Below are 18,841 nucleotides of genomic sequence, written 5' to 3'. Positions count from 1 at the left end.
CTACGGCCTCAATTCGATGACCGTCTTGCCGATTCTCACGGGGACACCGAGCTCCACCGGAAGGGCCCGGGTCAGCTGCTGGTCTGCCAGATACGTGCCGTTGGTGGAACCCAGGTCCTCGATGAACCAGCGGCTGCCCTGCGGGAACAAACGGGCATGCCGGCCCGACGCGTAGTCGTCCTCCAGGACGAGCGTGGCTTCCTGCGCGCGGCCGAGCAGGATGGGACTCCCCGCCAGGGGGATAGTGGTTCCCTTGAGCGGACCCTCGGTCACCACCAGCTGGCGGGCCTGCCGCTTCACGGGGGCCGGCTCCGCCAGGGCGGGGTTCTTGCGGACCTGCCGGGCGGTGGGCGCGCCCGCCGCCGCCTTGTGTCCGATCATCAGGTCACGGCGCATGGCGGCCACGATGCTGAAGATCAGAACCCACAGAAGCAAGAGGAACCCGAAGCGCAGGGCGGTGATTGTCAATTCGCTCACGGGCGGCCGCCTGGATTGGCGGGCAGAAGGCGGAAGGTGATTTTTGTCCGTCCCATCATGATCGTGGAGCCGTCCGCGAGCTCCGAGCTCCCCACGATCTTGTGGCCGTTGACGTAGCTGCCGTTTGTCGAACCGAGGTCGATCGCCTGCGCCGCGCCCGGCCCGGTCCGGACCTCCAGATGCCGGCGGGAAACGCCTGTGTCATTGATGAGGATGTCCGCTTCGGATGAACGCCCGAGCACGACGGAGGGTGCATTGAGTGAGTACCGCTGACCGTCGATGTCCAGCACCGGCTGGAGCCGCGAGGGCTGGCGCGTCGGCGCGGCGGGCATGGCGCCGTAGCTTCCGGGCTGCGCCGGAGCTGAGGGGGCGGCGGCCTTCTCGGTCCGGGACTTGATCTCAAAATCCCCGGCGCGGCGTTCTTCGTCGCGGCGGAAGCTGATCCGGACTGGCCCCTGCAAGGTGTAACCCTGGCTGCGGACGTGATTGATGACGACGTCACACAGCTCTTCTGCGAGCGGGGTGCCCCATTCCTGTGCCCGTTGGAAATCGTCGTCGCTCAGAAGGACGTCGAAGACGTTGGGGGCGAGGGTGCGTCCCGCTGCGACGGTAAGGGCCTTGTTGTCGACCTCGCGGCGGAGGCGGCTGGCGATCTCGACAGGTTCAACCTGGGCGCGAGAACCGGTGGAGAAGACTCCGCGGACGGCCTTTTCGATGCCGCGCTCGACTTTGTCCAGCAATCCCATGGTCCTTCTCCTTTCCTGACGACTGCGGGGCAGTGTTCGTTCTGGAACTCGGTTTCCAACATTTGCGGAAGCCCCCGGTAGGTGGGCACTCCTACATCAGATACTACTGGGCGAGTCTGGGAATGGCCTTAATGGACGCAGCAGCTCCATGCCGTGGAACCACGGCGGTGCGGCGCCTCGGCAGCTCGATTGGTGTTTTTCCGCGGTTGTCCGTTATGCTTGATCTCGCTGCTTTTACGAGGTTGGCGGTCCGCAAACACGGGTCGCATTCCGGGTAAGAGAAGTTGCGCGCGAGTGGCGGAACGGCAGACGCGCTGGCTTCAGGTGCCAGTGTCCGAAAGGGCGTGGGGGTTCAAATCCCCCCTCGCGCACGCAATCGAAGGAACCCCGGGAAATCGTTGATTTCCCGGGGTTCTTTTTTGTCTCGGCCCAGGCGATAGCTCGTAACACCTGTGAGCCCGTTCGCTCAGCGCCCCCGGTGGGTGCCCAAGGACGTAGGTCTTGAGGTCGTCGAGCGTCTGACCAGCAGGATGACGCTCTTTTTGGCGAGAATGGCGTTGCCTCGGAGCTGAAGCCGGGCGCCGTCGTTGTTCTTTCCGCAGTCCCGAGACGGAGCGGCTGGGTCGCACCCAGTCAGTGACCTCTTCCAAAGCGGGAACAGGCCGGATAGGTTTTTGAGTGTTGCAGGATAGTCCTTGTGGCCCTGACGGCCTTCTGCGGGGGAAGTTCCTATCGGAACAGGATTCACGAAGGAGTGAAGAACCAATGGCGTACACAGCGGAGAATTGGCCGATCACCGCGGCCCTGTTGCAGTTTCCGGGCACGGACGCCCAAGGCACACCGATCAACGACGCGGACGCATCCGCCTGGGCCGGGGTCCTCACCGAGGTCCGGGACGCCGGTTTCACCAATGCCGACCTCACGGACAGCTGGGTCCGCCCGGGCGATCTCAGCAAAGAGCGCCTGGCCGAGTTCAAACAGACCGCCGAGAACGTGGGCATCGGCATCCCCGTCATCTCCGCCATCCGGCGTAGCGTGATCGAGCAAGGCAACTGGGCAGAGAACCTGGAGTACAGCCACCGCACCATCGACGCCGCCGCTGAACTCGGCTGTGAAGTTGTCTCGTTCGGCCTGCACCAGGCGATCACGCCGGAGCAGCAGAAGCACCTCTGGTTCTGGACGGTTGAAGGCCACAGGGACCCGGTGGATGACAAGGGCGTCTGGGACAACGCCGTCACACGCCTCCGCGAACTCGGCCGTCACGCGGCCGAGGTGGGGGTCCTGCTCTCGCTGGAAATGTACGAAGACACCTACCTTGGCACGGCAGACTCGTCTGTGCAGCTAGTCGAGGACATCGGCCTCGCAAACGTCGGCCTCAACCCCGACATCGGAAACCTCGTCCGCCTGCACCGACCCATCGAGGACTGGCGCGAAATGGTTTCCAAGACCATGCCGTACTCCAACTACTGGCACGTGAAGAACTACATCCGTGACGAGGACGTGGCCCGCGATACTTACGTTGCCATGCCCGCACCGATGGAAAGCGGCCTCATCAACTACCGTGAGGCATTCAAGGCAGCCATCGCAGCCGGTTTTCAGGGCATCATCTGCACCGAGCACTACGGCGGCGACGGCTTGTCCGTCACCGCAAGCAACCAGGACTACCTGCGCCGCCATGTCCTTCCTAAAGAGGATGGCTACGCCCTGGGCACGAGCAAGGTTGCGCAGGGACGGCAGCAGCCCGCCGGCACCGGACCGGCCGGCTCCTGAACCGACCGGCGCGCCCAATGAAGCGGGCCCGTACTCACCAGAAACTGATTCCAACACGGATTCAATGAGGAACCATGACCCAGATCTTCGACAATCCCGCTGATTTCGCGGATGAGGCGTTGGACGGCTTCGTCGCTGCCAACCGCGGCTATGTAGCCCGCGTGGACGGCGGCGTGGTCCGGTCCACCGAGATGACAGCCGGCCAGGTGGCACTCGTGATCGGCGGCGGCTCCGGACACTACCCCGCCTTTGCCGGGCTCGTGGGACCGGGCCTGGCAGCGGCTTCCGCCTGCGGCAACATGTTCGCCTCGCCCGCCGCCGGGCAGGTCTACCGCGTGGCCAAGGCGGCCAACGCAGGCGGCGGAGTGCTCCTTAGCTACGGCAACTACGCGGGCGACGTCCTGCACTTCGGCCAGGCCCAACTCCGACTTAATGCTGAGGGCATTGAAACCCGCACTGTTTTGGTCACTGACGACATCGCCAGCGCACCGCTGAACCAGATCGGGAAGCGCCGCGGCATCGCCGGCGACCTGACAGTCTTCAAAGTTGCGGGCGCCGCGGCAGAAGCCGGCGCGAACCTGGCTGACGTGGAGCGGCTGGCGATCAAGACCAACCACCGTACCCGCTCCCTCGGCGTAGCCTTCGACGGCTGTACCTTGCCCGGTGCCAGCGAACCGCTCTTCCGCGTGCCGGCCGGTCAGATGTCGCTGGGTCTGGGCATCCACGGCGAACCGGGCATCTCTGAGCATCCCCTGCCAACCGCTTCAGAGCTGGCCGAACTGCTCGTTTCCAAGCTTCTGGAGGACAAACCCGAGGACGCCGGCACCCGTGTGGTGGCCATCGTCAACGGTCTCGGCACGGTCAAGTACGACGAACTGTTCCTGCTGTTCGGCAAGATCGAAAAGCTGCTCAACAAGGCCGGTCTGACCGTGGTGGAGCCCGAATGCGGCGAGCTGGTCACCAGTCTGGATATGTCCGGGCTCTCCCTCACCCTGCTGTGGCTTGACGACGAGATCGAGCAGTACTGGGCGGCCCCGGCTGACACCCCGGCCTACCGCAAGGGCAACCTGGCGCCGCGCGTCCGCCGCGAACTGGCCGAAACCGACGAGGCGGCGGCTGAGGAGACCGAGAACCCCACCCTCGCGGCCGCTGCCGCAGGCAGGCTGGCCGCCTCCGTCCTCGGGCAGGTGCGGGACGTCGTCGTCGAGCACGAAGTGGAACTGGGCAACCTGGATGCCATCGCCGGCGACGGCGACCACGGCATCGGCATGCGCCGTGGTGTGGAGGCAGCCGCTGCGGCAGCCGAGCGGAACGCGGTGGCCGGAGCGTCCGTTGGACGGGTGCTCACCGCGGCCGGCGAGGCCTGGAGCGAGCGTGCGGGCGGAACCTCCGGTGCCCTCTGGGGATCGGCGGTCATCGCGGCGGGCCTCGCGCTGGGAAACCGCGAGTCCTACCGGGCCGATGACGCGGTCGCCGCGGTCAACGCCTTCACCAACGCCATCACCGAACTTGGCAAGGCCGAACCCGGGGACAAGACCATGGTGGACGCCCTGCTGCCGTTCCGGGAGACTTTCCTCAACGAGCTCGACGGCGGGGCCTCCCTGGCTGGCGCCCTCGCCGCCGCTGCTTCCGCAGCGGCCCAGGCGGCGCGCCGGACGGCTGATCTCCGTCCGCTCAAGGGCCGCGCCCGTCCGCTGGCTGAAAAGAGCCTGGGTCACCGCGATCCCGGAGCGGTTTCCTTCGGACTGATCAGCGAACGGATCGCCCGCCACATCCAGGCAGAGCCGGCCGGGCCAGAACCGGCCACATCCGACAAGGCCGCAGCGGCCGGAAAGGGAGCACAAAATGACTAACCCCGAAGGTTTGCGCATTGTCATCGGCAACGACGAGGCAGGCGTCGAATACAAGGAAGCCCTGAAATCCCTGCTCGAGGCGGATAGCCGGGTCGCGTCCGTGGTGGACATCGGCGTCGGCGCCAATGACGCCACAGCGTACCCGCACCTTGCGGTCAACGCCGCCCGGAAGGTGGCCGAAGGCGAAGCCGACCGCGCGCTCCTGATCTGCGGAACGGGCCTCGGCGTGGCAATCGCGGCCAACAAAGTGCCTGGCATCCGGGCCGTCACCGCCCACGACAGCTACTCGATCGAACGCTCGGTCCTGAGCAACAACGCCCAGGTCCTCACCATGGGCCAGCGCGTGATCGGCCTGGAACTGGCCAAGAAGCTGGTGGGCGAATGGCTCAGCCACCGCTTCGATGAGAACTCGTCCTCTGCTGCCAAGGTGGACGCCATCCACTCCTACGAAGCCGACTGAACGGAGGCTGACTGACCATGACGGAAAACCCCAACAGCCCGGGCAGGATCGCCGTCGTCGGATCCGGATACATGGGCGGCGGGATCGCCCAGGTCCTGGCGTTGGGCGGGGCGCGGGTTGCCCTGGCCGACGTTTCCGCAGACGTGGCGCGGACGAACTACGAGCGTCTGCTCACGGAATCCGACCAGTTCGTGGCCGACGGTCTGTTCCCCGAAGGCTCGACCAGCATTTTGCAGCGAAACCTCTGGGCCGCCCAGGACATCGAGGAGGCCGTGGCCGACGCCGATTTCATCGAGGAAGCCGTGCCCGAGGTCATCGGGATCAAGCACCAGACGCTCGCCCGCATCAGCGCGGCCGCCCGTCCCGACGCCATCATCGGTTCCAACACTTCGACGATTTCCATCGCGGAACTCGCGCAGCCGGTCAGTAACCCGGAACGCTTCCTGGGCGTGCACTTCTCCAACCCGTCACCGTTCATCCCGGGCGTGGAGATCATCCCCCACGCCGGGACCTCGGCTGAGACGGTGCGTGCAGCCCGCGACCTCGTGCATGCGGCCAACAAGCAGACCGCCGTCGTCAAGGACGTCACCGGCTTCGTGCTCAACCGCCTGCAGTACGCACTCTTCCACGAGGCCGCACAGCTGGTGGAACAGGGCATCGCGACGGCGGAAGACGTGGACACCCTGGTCCGCACCACGTTCGGCTTCCGGCTGCCGTTCTTCGGGCCCTTCGCGATCGCCGACATGGCAGGCCTGGACGTCTACAACTTCTGCTACAAATCCCTCCAGACGGACTTCCCGGAACGCTTCGCCACCCCGAAGATCCTCACCGACCTGGTGGAGGCCGGCAAGCTGGGCACCAAGACCGGCGGCGGCTTCCTCAACGTCCCGGCGGAGCGCACCCCCGAGCTGGTCGCGTACCGGAACAAGGCCTACGTGGCCATGCAGAAGCTCCTCGAAGAGCTCGGTCCGGCGCCCATTAACTGAGCACCCTCGGCACGTCTGCGCGCACCCACCGTGGTGACTATTGCATATCAGAGTGGTAAACCTTAACTGTTCCGCTGCGGGACCCGGCGGGCTCGTTACTCACAGCGAGGTGCACGATGACTTCAATGAATCCTGCCAATCAACTCGACGAGCTGGGCCAGCGGACACTGCGCAAGGTGCGCAACCGCCTCATGCCGCTGATCGTCCTGCTGTACTTCATCGCTTACCTGGACCGGAACAATGTCGGCTTCGCAAAGCTGACCATGAGCGAGGACATCGGCCTGAGTGCTTCGGCCTATGGCCTCGGCGCCGGCATCTTCTTCCTCGGCTACGCTCTGCTGGAAATCCCGAGTAACGCCGGCATGTACAAGTTCGGTGCCCGTAAATGGATCGCCCGCATCCTCATCTCGTGGGGCATCTTCGCCACGGCCATGGCGCTGGTGAACGGCGAGGCCACGTTCTACGTTATCCGGTTCCTGCTCGGTGCTGCGGAGGCAGGGTTCTTCCCGGCCATCCTGTTCTACCTGACGCTGTGGTTCCCGGCGGCTCAGCGCGTCACCGTGCTGGGCATCTTCATCCTCGCCCAGCCCATCTCCAACGCGTTGGGCGCCCCGGTCTCGGGCCTGCTGCTGCAGATGGACGGCATCATGGGCCTGCACGGCTGGCAGTGGCTTTACATCATTGAAGGCATCCCGGCCATTCTCCTTGGCCTGCTGACCCCGTTCCTGATGACCGACCGTCCCGGCCATGCGCATTGGCTGGCGGACGATGAGCGGGAGTGGCTGACCAGGACCATGGACGAGGAGCTTGCCCACAAGCAGAAGGGCCAGCCGCACCACTTCCTCGCAGGCCTCAAGGACTCGCGGACCATCGCCTACTCGGCGCTGTACTTCGGACTGGTCTGCGGCATCTACGGCCTCGGCCTGTGGATGCCGACCATCGTTGCCGCACTCGGGAGATTCACCACCACGGAGGTCGGCTTCATCGTGGCCATCCCCTACACGATTGCGGCCGTCTTCGTGTACTTCTGGGGCCGGCGCTCCGACCGCACCGGGAACCGGGTGATGCATGCGAGCATCAGCATGGTCATGGCCGCCGTCGGCCTCCTGGCGGCCGGCTACCTGGTACAGGTCAACGCGATCCTGGCACTGATTGCCCTGACGCTGGCGGCCATGGGCATTTACTCCGCCATCGCCCCGTTCCTGGCCATGCCCTCGACGGCCCTGGTGGGCGCTGCCGCGGCAGCCGGGCTCGCCATGGTGAATTCGCTCGGTAATCTGGGCGGGTTCGTGGCTCCCTACGCCGTTGGGCTGCTCAACGACGCCACAGGAGACAACCGTTCCGGCCTCGTGTTCCTCGCCGCCTGCCTCGGCATCACGGCCGTTGCCACCTACCTCTACGCGCGCAAGCGCCCGGAGGGACATGTGAAGCCGGGTACGCCGGCCGCGGTCGGAGAGGAAGCTGTAGCTGCCGACGAGTTTGACATTAAGAGCTGATAACCAGGCGACGAGAGGCTAACGGACATGGCACCTCATGAAACGTTCCCGGCTGAGCGAACGGCGGTGCTGACCGGCGCCGCTTCTCCGCGCGGCATCGGACGGGCGACGGCGGAGATGCTCGCCAGCCAAGGCTGGGCGGTGGCGATTTTGGATATCGACGGCGACGCGGCACGGAAGGCCGCGGCGGAAATCACCGACGTCTACGGCGTCCAGGCGATTGGGGTAGGCGCCGACGTCTCCGACCAGGCAACCGTCAACGCCGCCATAGACGAGGTCGAAGCCGCGCTGCCGCCGATCGTCGCCCTTGCCAACCTGGCGGGCATCAGCTCACCCACGGAGTTCATGGACGAGACGCTCGAGGCATGGGAGCGGGTGTTCAAAATCAACATGACCGGCACGTTCCTGGTCACCCAGCGCGTGCTCAGGGGCATGATCGAACGGAAGCTCGGAAGGATCGTGAGTGTCTCCTCCATCTCCGCCCAGCGCGGAGGCGGCACGTATTCCAAGGTGGCTTACAGCGCCTCGAAGGCTGCCATCATCGGCTTCACGAGGGCGCTGGCCCGGGAAATGGGCCAGCACGGAATCACCGTCAACTGTGTGGCTCCCGGTCCCGTGGACACGGACATCATGGGTGGAACGCTGACGGATGAGCGCAAGGCCGCCATGTCGGCGGACATCCTGGTCGGGAGGGTGGGAACCGTGCGGGACATCGCCGCGCTGATGGTGTTCCTGCTGGGCGAGGATGCCGGCTACATTACCGGCGCCACGTACGACATCAACGGGGGACTGCAGCTTTCCTGACCCTCGGAAGTTGCTCGTCGAACAGCTGGATCTGCGGTATGCCCCGGACGGCCCGCAGCGACCGCTACGTCCTCCGCAGTGCGCCGAAGCCGGCGATCAGTGCCTCGAGTCCCAGGCTGAAGGCGACGTCGGCCGGTCGTTCAAAGCCCTGCTCCGCGAGGCGGTCGACGGCGGCCGTGAAGTGCGGCGTCGACGCTGCCATGCTGCCGGAATCGAAGATGTCCGCCGGTGCCGTGACGTCATAGGCGGATCCGAAGATGAAGGATTCCAGCGCGACAATCGCCGAGACGATGCGCTCGGGCGGGAAGCCCGCGCGGCTGAAGCCGGCGCTGACGGCTTCGTACATGGCAAGCGTCTTCGGCGCATCGGTCACGGGCAGCACGGCGATGACGGGAATCAGGGGAGTGTGCTTGGAGAACACCTCCCGGTAACTCCAGGCCCAGTCCCGCACGGCCTGGTCCCAGGGCTCGGCCTCGAAGGCGGAGACATCCACGAACGAGGTCAGGTGGTCCTGGACGAGGACCAGCACGTCCCGTTTGGATGAGACGTGATTGTAGAGCGCCGAGGGTGCCACGTTCAGCGTCCGGGCGAGGGCGGCCATGGTGAAACCGTCGTAGCCGCTCGTTCGGATGAGCTGGAGGGCCGCCGACGTGATTCCGTCCTGGTCCAGCACGGCGGCGGCCGGCCTGCCCACCCGGCGGCGTGGTTTGGCCTCGGGGCGTTGGGGGTCCGCGGTGGCGCTTGTGGCTGCCGGCATTCCTGGCCTTTCTGCTGGCGGTTGCAGGGGTGACTCCATTGTGCCCTCCTTCCCGGCACATTTCTCCCAACGGAAACTTCTTCCCGCCGCCCTCTTCCCCGCGGCGCGCGGAAGGTCTATAGTCGAACCTAAATGAATGGAATTCATTTAGTGGCCCGCAGCACTGCAGCGGCCGCAGAGAGGACATCATGCTGGAAATTGACCGCGACGTCGTCATCGTCGGAGCCGGCCCCACCGGGCTTACTGCAGCCCGGGAACTGAAAAGGGCCGGCCTGAGCGTGGCCGTGCTGGAGGCGCGGGACCGCGTCGGCGGCCGGACCTGGACGGATACCGTTGAGGGCGCCATGCTCGAAATCGGCGGCCAGTGGGTCTCCCCGGATCAGACCGAATTGCTCGCGCTGCTCGGGGAGCTGGGGCTGCAGACCTACTCCCGCTACCGCGACGGCCGGTCCGTCTATATCGGCGCGGACGGCAAACGCACGCTGTACGCGGGGGACACCTTCCCGGTCAGCGAGACCACCGCCGCGGAAATGGACAGGCTCACCGCCCTGCTGGATTCGCTCGCAGCGGAAATCGGGGCCACGGAGCCGTGGGCACACCCCAAGGCGCGCGAACTGGACACCATCTCCTTCCACCACTGGCTGCGGCAGAACTCCTCCGACGAGGAAGCCTGTAACAACATCGGCCTCTTCATCGCCGGCGGCATGCTGACCAAGCCCGCCCATGCCTTCTCGGTACTGCAAGCCGTGCTGATGGCGGCGTCCGCCGGGTCATTCACGCACCTCACCGACGAGGACTTCATCCTCGACAAGCGCGTTGTCGGCGGAATGCAGCAGGTTTCCCAGCTGATCGCCGCCGAACTGGGCGACGACGTCGTCCTGGGCAGCCCGGTACGCACGATCAACTGGGAGATGTCCTCCGCAGACGGAAACGGTGCCGGAAACGGTGCCGGAGATGCCGACGGGAACGACACCGGATGCCGGGTGACCGCCGTTTCCGAACGCGCCACCGTGCGCGCCCGGTTCGTCATCATGGCGGTGCCACCGAACCTCTACTCCCGCGTTTCGTTCAATCCACCGCTGCCGCGCCGCCAGCACCAGATGCACCAGCACCAGTCGCTGGGCCTGGTCATCAAGGTCCACGCCGTCTACAGTGCGCCGTTCTGGCGGGAGGAGGGCCTGTCCGGAACCTGTTTCGGTGCCGGTGCCCTGGTCCAGGAGGTTTACGACAACACCAACCACGAGGACCCGCGGGGCACCCTGGTCGGTTTCATCTCGGACGAAAAGGCCGATGCCGTGTTCGAGCTCGGCGCGGAGGACCGCCGCCGCGCCGTCCTCGAATCGATCGCCGGTTTCCTCGGCCCGAAGGCCCTCGATCCCGAGGTCTACTACGAATCTGACTGGGGATCGGAGGAATGGACCCGCGGCGCCTACGCCTCGAGCTACGACCTGGGCGGCCTGCACCGCTACGGCAAGGACCAGCACGCGCCCGTCGGGCCGATCTATTGGTCCTCCTCCGACCTCGCCGCCGAGGGCTACCAGCATGTCGACGGTGCGGTGCGGATGGGTCGCCAGACCGCGGCCCGGATCGTCGAGGCGGCTGACCGTGCGTCCGTCAGCCCTTAGGAGCGGCCCGCTTCCTGCGCGCCCTGCCAATGTCCACGATCGTTATGACCAGCGGCCATGAACTGAAGCACCCACCCATTCAGCTCGAATGAAACCTGCGGAGAGGCACAGAAATGACCACCGACCACGCGACGTCACAGACCTCGCACCACGAAGAGCACAAAGGACTGAGCGCCAAGGGACTCAAGGCCGGATCGGTGGGGCTGATCGGCGCCGTCGTGATCGGGGTGTCCTGCATCGCCCCCGCGTACACGCTGACCGCGGCCCTGGGTCCAACCGTCGCCGAGGTGGGGGTCCAGCTCCCGGCAATCTTCCTCGTCGGCTTCGTCCCCATGCTGCTGGTGGCCTTCGGCTACCGCGAACTGAACAACGCCATGCCCGACGCCGGGACCTCCTTCACCTGGGCCTCCCGGGCCTTCGGTCCGTGGATCGGCTGGATGGGCGGCTGGGGACTGATTGCGGCGACCATCATCGTGCTGTCCAACCTCGCGGCGGTGGCGGTGGACTTCTTCTACCTCATGCTGGCGCAGCTGTTCGGAAACCCGGAACTGGCCGAATTGTCCACCAATCTGCCGCTGAATATCGTCACGACCCTGGTGTTCATTGCGCTGGCCTGCTGGGTTTCCTACCGTGGCATGGAGACCACCAAGGGCGTGCAGTACGTCCTGGTGGCGTTCCAGCTCCTGGTGCTCGGGTGGTTCGCCGTGGCGGCCTTCAGCCACGTCGCCAACGGCACGGCCTTCGACGCCACCGCCATCTCGCCGGACTGGTTCAACCCGTTCGCGGTGGGTTCCTTCTCGGCTTTCGCCGCCGGCGTCTCGCTCTCCATTTTCATCTATTGGGGATGGGACGTCACGCTTACCATGAACGAGGAGACCCGGAACCCGGAGAAGACGCCGGGCCGTGCCGCCACCGTCACGGTGCTGGCCATTGTGGTCATCTACATGACCGTTGCTCTTTCCACGCTGGCCTTCGCCGGCATCGGTGAAGAGGGACTGGGCGCCGGAAACCCGGAGAACCAGGGCAGCATCTTCGCCGTCCTAGCAGGCCCGGTGATGGGCCCCTTCGCCATCCTGATGTCCCTGGCGATCCTCAGCAGCTCGGCCGCTTCCCTGCAGTCCACCTTTGTTTCCCCGGCGCGGACCCTGCTCGCCATGGGCCACTACCAGGCCCTGCCGCAGAGGTTCGGCAAGGTCAGCCCGAACTACAAATCCCCGAGCTACGCCACGATCGCGGCTGGCGCAGCCGCCGCAGGGTTCTACGTGATCACCAGGACCACCTCGGAGAATGCACTCTGGGACACCATCACCGCCCTGGGCATGATGATCTGCTTCTACTACGGCATCACGGCCCTGGCCTGTGTCTGGTTCTTCCGGGCCGAGGCGTTCGGCGGGGCGCGGGCGTTTTTCTTCAAGTTCCTCTCACCGCTGCTGGGCGGCATCATCCTGCTGGTGATGTTCTTCAAAACCGCCTACGACTCGATGGACCCGGAGTACGGCTCCGGATCGTCGGTCGGGGGCCTGGGGCTCGTCTTCATCCTTGGCATGGGCGTCATCCTGCTGGGCGTTGTCCTCATGCTGGTGATGGCCAGGATCCGGCCGGAATTCTTCAAAGGACAGGTCATCGCGAAGGGAAACTGAGCCCGGCAGGCTTACGGCTACCCTCGGGGTGGCTCAGTCGATGATCTTCAGCCCGGTGGCCCAGTTGAAGGCCTCGTAGTCCGGGTTGAGCTGGAGTCCCACCACGAGCAGCTGGAAGCCTTCGAGCTCCCGGGCATGGTGGAGCCCGCCGACCTGGAGCGGCCGCAGACCCGCCGCCGCGGCGAAGGCAGCGACCTCGGCCCGGGCCTGTGCGGAGTCGGAAGCAATGAAGACATCCAGCGGCAGGCCGCCGGCGGTGCCCGCCGTCAACGGTCCGGCGAAGGTGGTGTTGAAGGCCTTCACCACGACGGCACCGGGCAGCAGGGCGGCGATTTCCTCCGCGGCGGACGAGCCGGCGGGGACCTGGAGGGAGTCGAAGGTCTCCGAATTGACCGGGTTGCTGATCTCAATCACGGTTTTACCGCTGAGAGTGTCGCCATAATGCGTGGCCACCTCCTTGGCTGGCCCGAAGTAGAGGGCCAGAACCACAAGATCTCCGGCCGGTATTTCATTCAGCCCGCCGGAGGTAGCGCCGCCGCCAAGTTCAGCAGCGAGGTTGGCGGCGTTCTCCGGCGTGCGGTCCAGGATCTGGACCGAACGCCCGGCGGCCACGGCGCGGGTCCCGAGAGCGCGTGCCATGTTGCCGCCGCCAATAATCGTGAGGTCTGTCATCGTGAACCCTCAGCGGCAAGGTGCGAAGCCCGCCGGGAAACTCCGGGGCTGGAGAAAGCAGGAGCTCCGGCCGCGCGCTCCGCCTCGGCCAGGGCGCGCTCCAGCCGGTCGACGGCGCGGGGCCGTAGCCGACGTCGGTCCCGCCGCGCAGCTGCTCGGCGGCCTTCATCGCCCGGAGGAAGGCCGCCGTCTCGGGCCGGGCGGGGTCGCTCATGGCGGGGTAGTCGATGCAGTACGCGGGGTCCAGCTCATAGCGCCGCCATCGGGCCAGGGCGTTCTGGTGCCGGACGGCCGCCGCCGCATTGGATGCCTGAATTTCGCGGGACGAGCGGCGGGCGTGCTGCCAGCTGAACAGGCGTGGAGCCCATCGGTACGCTGCCCCGGCGGTGCCCGCGGCGAGAAGTCCGAGCATCAGTCCGGCCCACGGCGAGACCAGGGACGGCACAATGACGGCGGGCACCACGACGGCGAGCCCGGCGAAGCTGTCCCAGAACACGGCGTCCGGCAGCCCGGCGTCGGACGCCAGGTGCTTCCGTGCCAGGTAAACGGAGCCTGCAACCGTCCCTACCACGATGGTTGCCAGCACAAGCAGTTGCCAAACCGCGAGGGCGGCGGATTCAAAGAGAGCCGGCATTTCCAAACACCTCCAGGGAAGCTGCCCGGGGCGGGCGCAGTTCCGCTGATTCCATTGGAATCCCTGGCGGGCGGGGCGTCAATGGTCCGTGGCGCCGGGCGCAGGGCAGGTTCACAGCCGGGCGGTCTCCGGCGTAGCCTTGGGCCCATGCGACTGAAAATGTGCAGCATCCACGTCAAGGATCCCGCGGCAGCCCACGAGTTCTACACCGGGATCCTCGGTTTTGAGAGCCTCATGGTCATGCCCGAGCACAACCTGTACATCGTCAAGGATCCGTCCGGTACCGGGGGCGGATCGGTGGGGCTGCTGCTGGAGCCCAGCGACAACCCGATCGGCGCGGCCTACATGAACGGTCTTCACGACGCCGGGATTCCCGCGATCGTCTTCGGCGTGCCCGATGTCCGGGCCGAGCACAAGCGGCTCACCGCCAGGGGCGTGATCTTCCAGGGCGAACCGAGCGAGGGTCCCGGCGGCACGTCCGTTGTGATGGACGACGGCTGCGGCAACTTCGTCCAGCTGCACCAGGATTGAGGGGTTCGGATACGCCGACCCGTCCCCGGGCGGGGTGGCGTGGCGGGAAGGCTACTCGGCCTTGGCGCGGGCCTTCTTGGCGTCCTTCTTCGCGGCCTCGTCCTTGACCCGCTGGGCCTCGGCACGGACGGCAGCGTGGGTGGAGCGCTCGGCCACGAGCCATGCCGGGGGAGCCTGCAGCAGCGCGGTGATCTCCGCCGTCGTGAGCGCTTCCTCGACGCCGCCGCGGGCCAGGCCGGCGATGGACACGTTCAGCTTCTGCGCCACCACCGGGCGGGGGTGGGGGCCGTTGCGGCGCAGTTCCGCCAGCCACTCCGGCGGGTTGGCCTGGAGCTCGGCGAAATCGGATCGGGTGATAACCGAATCCTGGAACTCCTGGGGTGTTGCGGGCAGGTAGATGCCAAGCTTCTTGGCAACGGTGGCCGGCTTCATGGACTGGGAGTTTGCAGAGGTCATGTTTCAAGGGTATCCGGCGCGGCGGTTGCGTGGCACCAAGCGGCGGAACCCTACGCCTGCTCTGGCGGTACTGTGAACTTGTGTCCCAACAAGATGAAGCCCCCCAGACCCGTGACGAAACCGCCGACGCCCCGGCTGAAAAAGCAGCACGGGAGCTGCGCTTCGCCTACGTCCCCGGCGTGACCCCCGGCAAATGGATCCGGCGCTGGGAAGAGCGGATGCCCGACGTGCCGCTGCACTCCTTTATGTCCGACGACGGCGCCCAGCTCGCGGTGCTCCACGACGGTTCCGCGGATTTGAGCTTCGTCCGGCTGCCGGTGGAACGCGAAGGCCTGAACGTCATCCCGCTTTACGAGGAACAGCCGGTGGTTGTGGCGCCGAAGGGCCACGAGATTTCGGTGTTCGAGGAAGTGGCGCTGGCGGACCTGTCCCAGGAGACCTTCCTGGATGTGGCCGGAATCGGCGGACCGGAGACGGCCCTGCAGGTGGTGGCCTCCGGTGCCGGGCTGGTGATCCTGCCGATGTCCGTGGCGCGGCATTTCAACGTCAAGGACACCGTGGCCCGGAAGCTTACCGGCGCGCCCGGCACGGAGATTGCCCTGGCCTGGCCCAGCGGCACCACGGATGAGGTGATTGAGGAGTTCATCGGGATCGTGCGCGGCCGGACGGCCGCGAGCTCCCGGCAGCCTTCCGCGCAGCAGGAGAAACCCAAGCGGGAACCGAAACCGGACCGGCGCGGACCCGCAGTCAAGAAACCGAAGGTGGCGCAACGTTACGCGCCGAACCCGGACAAGGGCCGCGGCAAGGGATCACGGAAAAAGGGCAAGCGCTAGGCTGCCGGGCTTTTTTGGGCGGAACCGCTACTTGGCGCAGGCATCCTGGAGGGCCTTGACGGACTCGGCCGGAACTTGATCGCCGGATTCGGCGATCTGCCGCAGTGGAGTGGTGATGTCCGAGGGGAGGCCGGCGGTCTCCGCCCCGGCGACGAGTCCGCCGAGGAGTTCCTTGTCCTGGATGCTCACGAGTCCGTCCTCAACGAGAGCACAGGCCTGCTTCTTCACTTCATTGCCGGCGGCCGTGGCCACCTGGGAGGCGCCGTCGCTGACGGCCTTTTCGGCGGCTTCCTGCACCTGGCCGCAGCCGGTCAGGACGATCATGAGGGCAGCAGCGGACAGGGCGGCGAGACGTGGTTTCATTCGTCCAGCCTAACAAGCGGAAGCGACCCGGGTTCGCCCAGCATGGGCCAACCCGGGTCGCTTCTCCTAGGATTGCGTCTGGGGCCGATGATGGTGCCGGCTGGTCCTGCAGGCCAGCGGCCGTCTCGCCGACGATGATGGCGTCGCCACGTTTCGCGGGTGTTCAGGACACACGCGGGCCGGGTGCAGCTCAGTCGACGGACGGCTGCCGGCCCGCGGGTTGTCGGGTTGTAACGCCGGAAACCTGCAGGAAACGTCCCCCGGCTACGCTGGGCAGCACCGCGGCGCCTGCAGGCCGCGGCGCTGGCCGTTCCAGAAGGGATTCCGTAATGCACCTGTTACCCCGAGAGCAGGAAAAGCTCATGATCGTCGTCGCAGCGGACCTCGCCCGCCGCCGCCAGGCGCGCGGCCTGAAACTCAATTTCCCGGAGTCGGTCGCCGTCATCAGCTATGAGCTGATCGAGGGCGCGCGGGACGGCAGGACCGTGGCGGAGCTCATGAGTTACGGCTCCACGTTACTGGGCCGCGACGACGTGATGGAGGGCGTGCCGGAAATGATCCACGACGTCCAGGTCGAAGCCACTTTCCCGGACGGCACAAAGCTCGTCACCGTCCACGACCCCATCCGCTAGGGAGCTTCGATGATTCCAGGAGAGTACGTTCTCAGTGCCGCGCCGGTGGTCATCAATGCCGGCCGCGAGGCGATCGATATCGCCGTGACCAACACCGGTGACCGCCCCGTGCAGGTGGGCTCGCATTACCACTTTGCCGAGGCCAATCCCGCCCTGAAGTTCGACCGGCAGGCCGCGCATGGTCGGCGGCTGGACATCCCGGCAGGCACCGCGGCACGGTTTGAACCGGGTGACAGCAGGACCGTCCGGCTGATCGAACTCGCGGGCAGCCGGGAAGTTTACGGCCTCAGCAACGCGGTCAACGGGAAACTCAACGAGGCCCGCCATGCCGGCCAGGCAGGGGAAGCGCAGTGAGTTCCGAATTGTCCCGTCGGCAATACGCGGACCTGTACGGCCCGACGACGGGCGACGCCATCCGCCTCGCCGACACTGAGCTCTTCCTCGAGATCGAGAAGGACCTCACCGTCTACGGCGAGGAACTGGTGTTCGGCGGCGGCAAGGTGATCCGTGACGGCATGGGCCAGAACGGGCAAGTAACCCGCGATGAGGACGTTCCGGACACCGTGATCACCAACGTTGTGGTGCTGGACTACTCCGGCATCTACAAGGCCGACGTCGCGCTCCGGGACGGCCACATCTTCCGGATCGGCAAGGCCGGCAACCCGCAGATCACCGATGGCGTGGACATCGTGATCGGTGCCAGCACCGAGATCATTGCGGGAGAACGGAAGATCCTGACGGCCGGCGGCGTGGACTCCCACATCCATTTCATTTCCCCGGGCCAGGTCCCGGCGGCCCTGTGCAGCGGCGTGACCACGATGCTGGGCGGCGGCACGGGCCCGGCGGAAGGCACCAAGGCCACCACCGTGACCCCCGGGAAGTGGCATATCCAGCGGATGCTGCAGGCGGCCGAAGGGCTCCCGATCAACATCGGCCTGTTCGGCAAGGGGCATGCGTCCGCCGTCGAACCCCTGGCCGAACAGATCCGCGCCGGTGCCATCGGACTGAAAGTCCACGAGGACTGGGGCTCGACGGCCTCGTCAATCGACACCTCCCTGAAGGTGGCGGACGAGTACGACGTCCAGGTGGCCATCCACACGGACACCCTCAACGAGTGCGGCTTCGTGGAGGACACGATCCGGGCCATTGACGGCCGGGTGATCCACACCTTCCACACCGAGGGCGCCGGCGGCGGCCACGCCCCGGACATCATCAAGATCGCCGGGCTGTCCAACGTCCTGCCCGCCTCCACAAACCCCACGTTGCCCTACACGCGCAACACCATCGAAGAGCACCTGGACATGCTCATGGTGTGCCACCACCTAAACCCGGATATTCCGGAGGACGTGGCGTTCGCGGACTCCCGCATCCGGGCCGAGACCATCGCCGCCGAGGACGTCCTGCAAGACCTGGGCATCTTCGCGATCACCTCCTCGGACTCGCAGGCCATGGGCCGGGTGGGCGAAGTGGTCACCCGCACCTGGCAGGTGGCGGACAAGATGAAGAAACAGCGCGGCGTCCTGAAGGACCCCGACGGCGGTGCCCACGGCGCTGCGTCCGGGTTGGGACCTGAGAGCGACAACTTCCGCCTGAAGCGCTACGTGGCGAAATACACCATCAACCCGGCGATCGCGCAGGGCATGGCCGACTCCATCGGCTCGGTCGAAGCGGGAAAGTTCGCGGACCTGGTGCTCTGGGACCCGGCCTTCTTCGGGGTGAAGCCTGAGCTCGTGCTCAAGGGCGGCCAGATCGCCTACGCGCTGATGGGGGACGCCAACGCCTCCATCCCGACCCCGCAGCCGCGCACGATGCGGCCGATGTTCGCCGCCTACGGCAAGGCGGTGCAGCAGTCCTCCATCACCTTCCTGTCACAGGCCGCCATTGAGGCCGGCGTCCCGGCGGAACTCGGACTTCAGAAGGTCATCCGGCCTGTCTCCGGCATCCGCAGCCTGACCAAATCGGGCCTCAAATACAACGGCGCCACGCCGGCCATCGAGGTGGATCCGGAGACGTACCAGGTGAGCGTGGACGGCGAGGATGTCACCTGCGAGCCCTCAGACGTGCTGCCCATGGCGCAACGCTACTTCCTTTTCTAGGCCTCCAGAG

The 18,841-nt window shown here is 66.3% G+C and carries 20 protein-coding genes and 1 tRNA gene; 14 read left to right on the top strand and 7 right to left on the bottom strand.

All coding sequences use genetic code 11. The features are described from left to right. On the bottom strand, positions 1-477 hold the full coding sequence (locus tag QFZ69_RS21185) for an FHA domain-containing protein (RefSeq protein WP_306914270.1): 477 nt from the start codon (positions 475-477) through the stop codon (positions 1-3). Beyond that, positions 474-1,223, bottom strand: coding sequence for a DUF3662 and FHA domain-containing protein (locus QFZ69_RS21180; RefSeq protein ID WP_306914268.1), 750 nt, complete (start codon positions 1,221-1,223; stop codon positions 474-476). The genes QFZ69_RS21185 and QFZ69_RS21180 overlap by 4 nt, the downstream gene beginning before the upstream one ends. Before the next feature lie 288 nt (positions 1,224-1,511). On the opposite strand from QFZ69_RS21180, the gene QFZ69_RS21175 reads away from it, so the two are divergent. From QFZ69_RS21175 to QFZ69_RS21145, 7 genes are all read left to right on the top strand, one after another. Beyond that, positions 1,512-1,594, top strand: a tRNA-Leu gene (locus QFZ69_RS21175). Between the two features lie 394 nt (positions 1,595-1,988). After that, entirely contained in the window at positions 1,989-2,993 is a 1,005-nt protein-coding gene (locus QFZ69_RS21170) for a sugar phosphate isomerase/epimerase (protein ID WP_306914265.1), read from the top strand. A gap of 74 nt (positions 2,994-3,067) precedes the next feature. Continuing rightward, positions 3,068-4,846: a dihydroxyacetone kinase subunit DhaL gene (gene dhaL / locus QFZ69_RS21165; protein ID WP_306914263.1), complete on the top strand. Its 1,779-nt coding sequence runs from the start codon at positions 3,068-3,070 to the stop codon at positions 4,844-4,846. Then, positions 4,839-5,306 (top strand): ribose-5-phosphate isomerase, encoded by a 468-nt coding sequence (locus QFZ69_RS21160; protein WP_306914261.1) that lies wholly within the window; start codon positions 4,839-4,841, stop codon positions 5,304-5,306. The genes dhaL and QFZ69_RS21160 overlap by 8 nt, the downstream gene beginning before the upstream one ends. Before the next feature lie 17 nt (positions 5,307-5,323). Then, positions 5,324-6,292 carry a 3-hydroxyacyl-CoA dehydrogenase family protein gene (locus tag QFZ69_RS21155; protein ID WP_306914259.1) on the top strand — a complete coding sequence of 323 codons (969 nt, stop codon included), beginning with the start codon at positions 5,324-5,326 and terminating at the stop codon, positions 6,290-6,292. 116 nt (positions 6,293-6,408) lie between these two features. After that, positions 6,409-7,788 (top strand): MFS transporter, encoded by a 1,380-nt coding sequence (locus tag QFZ69_RS21150; RefSeq protein ID WP_306914257.1) that lies wholly within the window; start codon positions 6,409-6,411, stop codon positions 7,786-7,788. A gap of 27 nt (positions 7,789-7,815) precedes the next feature. Further along, entirely contained in the window at positions 7,816-8,592 is a 777-nt protein-coding gene (locus QFZ69_RS21145) for an SDR family NAD(P)-dependent oxidoreductase (RefSeq protein ID WP_306914255.1), read from the top strand. Positions 8,593-8,656: 64 nt separating this feature from the next. Here the strand turns inward: QFZ69_RS21145 and QFZ69_RS21140 are convergent, their stop codons facing one another. Next, positions 8,657-9,349, bottom strand: coding sequence for a TetR/AcrR family transcriptional regulator (locus QFZ69_RS21140; RefSeq protein ID WP_306914254.1), 693 nt, complete (start codon positions 9,347-9,349; stop codon positions 8,657-8,659). A 188-nt stretch (positions 9,350-9,537) separates the two neighbouring features. Here QFZ69_RS21140 and QFZ69_RS21135 point away from each other — a divergent pair, with 188 nt between their 5' ends. Both QFZ69_RS21135 and QFZ69_RS21130 read left to right on the top strand, forming a co-directional pair. Next, positions 9,538-10,974, top strand: coding sequence for an NAD(P)/FAD-dependent oxidoreductase (locus QFZ69_RS21135; RefSeq protein ID WP_306914252.1), 1,437 nt, complete (start codon positions 9,538-9,540; stop codon positions 10,972-10,974). 113 nt (positions 10,975-11,087) lie between these two features. Then, positions 11,088-12,614, top strand: coding sequence for an APC family permease (locus QFZ69_RS21130; RefSeq protein WP_306914251.1), 1,527 nt, complete (start codon positions 11,088-11,090; stop codon positions 12,612-12,614). A 33-nt stretch (positions 12,615-12,647) separates the two neighbouring features. Here the strand turns inward: QFZ69_RS21130 and QFZ69_RS21125 are convergent, their stop codons facing one another. Then, complete coding sequence (locus QFZ69_RS21125; protein WP_307000418.1) at positions 12,648-13,253, bottom strand: NADPH-dependent F420 reductase; 606 nt, start codon at positions 13,251-13,253, stop codon at positions 12,648-12,650. Then, on the bottom strand, positions 13,159-13,920 hold the full coding sequence (locus QFZ69_RS21120) for a hypothetical protein (protein ID WP_307000417.1): 762 nt from the start codon (positions 13,918-13,920) through the stop codon (positions 13,159-13,161). The genes QFZ69_RS21125 and QFZ69_RS21120 overlap by 95 nt, the downstream gene beginning before the upstream one ends. Positions 13,921-14,067: 147 nt before the next feature. Between QFZ69_RS21120 and QFZ69_RS21115 the strand changes: the two genes are divergently transcribed. Further along, complete coding sequence (locus tag QFZ69_RS21115; RefSeq protein WP_306914246.1) at positions 14,068-14,451, top strand: VOC family protein; 384 nt, start codon at positions 14,068-14,070, stop codon at positions 14,449-14,451. A 51-nt stretch (positions 14,452-14,502) separates the two neighbouring features. On the opposite strand, the gene QFZ69_RS21110 is transcribed toward QFZ69_RS21115, so the two are convergent. Then, positions 14,503-14,907, bottom strand: coding sequence for a DUF5997 family protein (locus tag QFZ69_RS21110; protein WP_306914244.1), 405 nt, complete (start codon positions 14,905-14,907; stop codon positions 14,503-14,505). Positions 14,908-15,062: 155 nt separating this feature from the next. Between QFZ69_RS21110 and QFZ69_RS21105 the strand changes: the two genes are divergently transcribed. Beyond that, positions 15,063-15,740: a LysR family substrate-binding domain-containing protein gene (locus QFZ69_RS21105; protein WP_373461918.1), complete on the top strand. Its 678-nt coding sequence runs from the start codon at positions 15,063-15,065 to the stop codon at positions 15,738-15,740. Between the two features lie 27 nt (positions 15,741-15,767). Here the strand turns inward: QFZ69_RS21105 and QFZ69_RS21100 are convergent, their stop codons facing one another. Continuing rightward, positions 15,768-16,103, bottom strand: coding sequence for a hypothetical protein (locus tag QFZ69_RS21100; protein WP_306914240.1), 336 nt, complete (start codon positions 16,101-16,103; stop codon positions 15,768-15,770). A 329-nt stretch (positions 16,104-16,432) separates the two neighbouring features. Here QFZ69_RS21100 and QFZ69_RS21095 point away from each other — a divergent pair, with 329 nt between their 5' ends. Genes QFZ69_RS21095 through ureC form a run of 3 tightly spaced genes read left to right on the top strand, consistent with a single transcriptional unit; the run spans position 16,433 to position 18,831 of the window. Continuing rightward, positions 16,433-16,735: an urease subunit gamma gene (locus QFZ69_RS21095; RefSeq protein WP_306914239.1), complete on the top strand. Its 303-nt coding sequence runs from the start codon at positions 16,433-16,435 to the stop codon at positions 16,733-16,735. A 9-nt stretch (positions 16,736-16,744) separates the two neighbouring features. Then, positions 16,745-17,089: an urease subunit beta gene (locus tag QFZ69_RS21090; RefSeq protein ID WP_306914237.1), complete on the top strand. Its 345-nt coding sequence runs from the start codon at positions 16,745-16,747 to the stop codon at positions 17,087-17,089. After that, positions 17,086-18,831 carry an urease subunit alpha gene (gene ureC, locus QFZ69_RS21085; RefSeq protein ID WP_306914236.1) on the top strand — a complete coding sequence of 582 codons (1,746 nt, stop codon included), beginning with the start codon at positions 17,086-17,088 and terminating at the stop codon, positions 18,829-18,831. The genes QFZ69_RS21090 and ureC overlap by 4 nt, the downstream gene beginning before the upstream one ends. Positions 18,832-18,841 lie beyond the last annotated feature (10 nt).

Source organism: Arthrobacter sp. V1I7, assembly GCF_030817015.1.
Taxonomy (GTDB): domain Bacteria; phylum Actinomycetota; class Actinomycetes; order Actinomycetales; family Micrococcaceae; genus Arthrobacter.
Note: the sequence above shows the minus strand (reverse complement) of the source record. Positions and strands in the feature narration are given on the sequence as shown.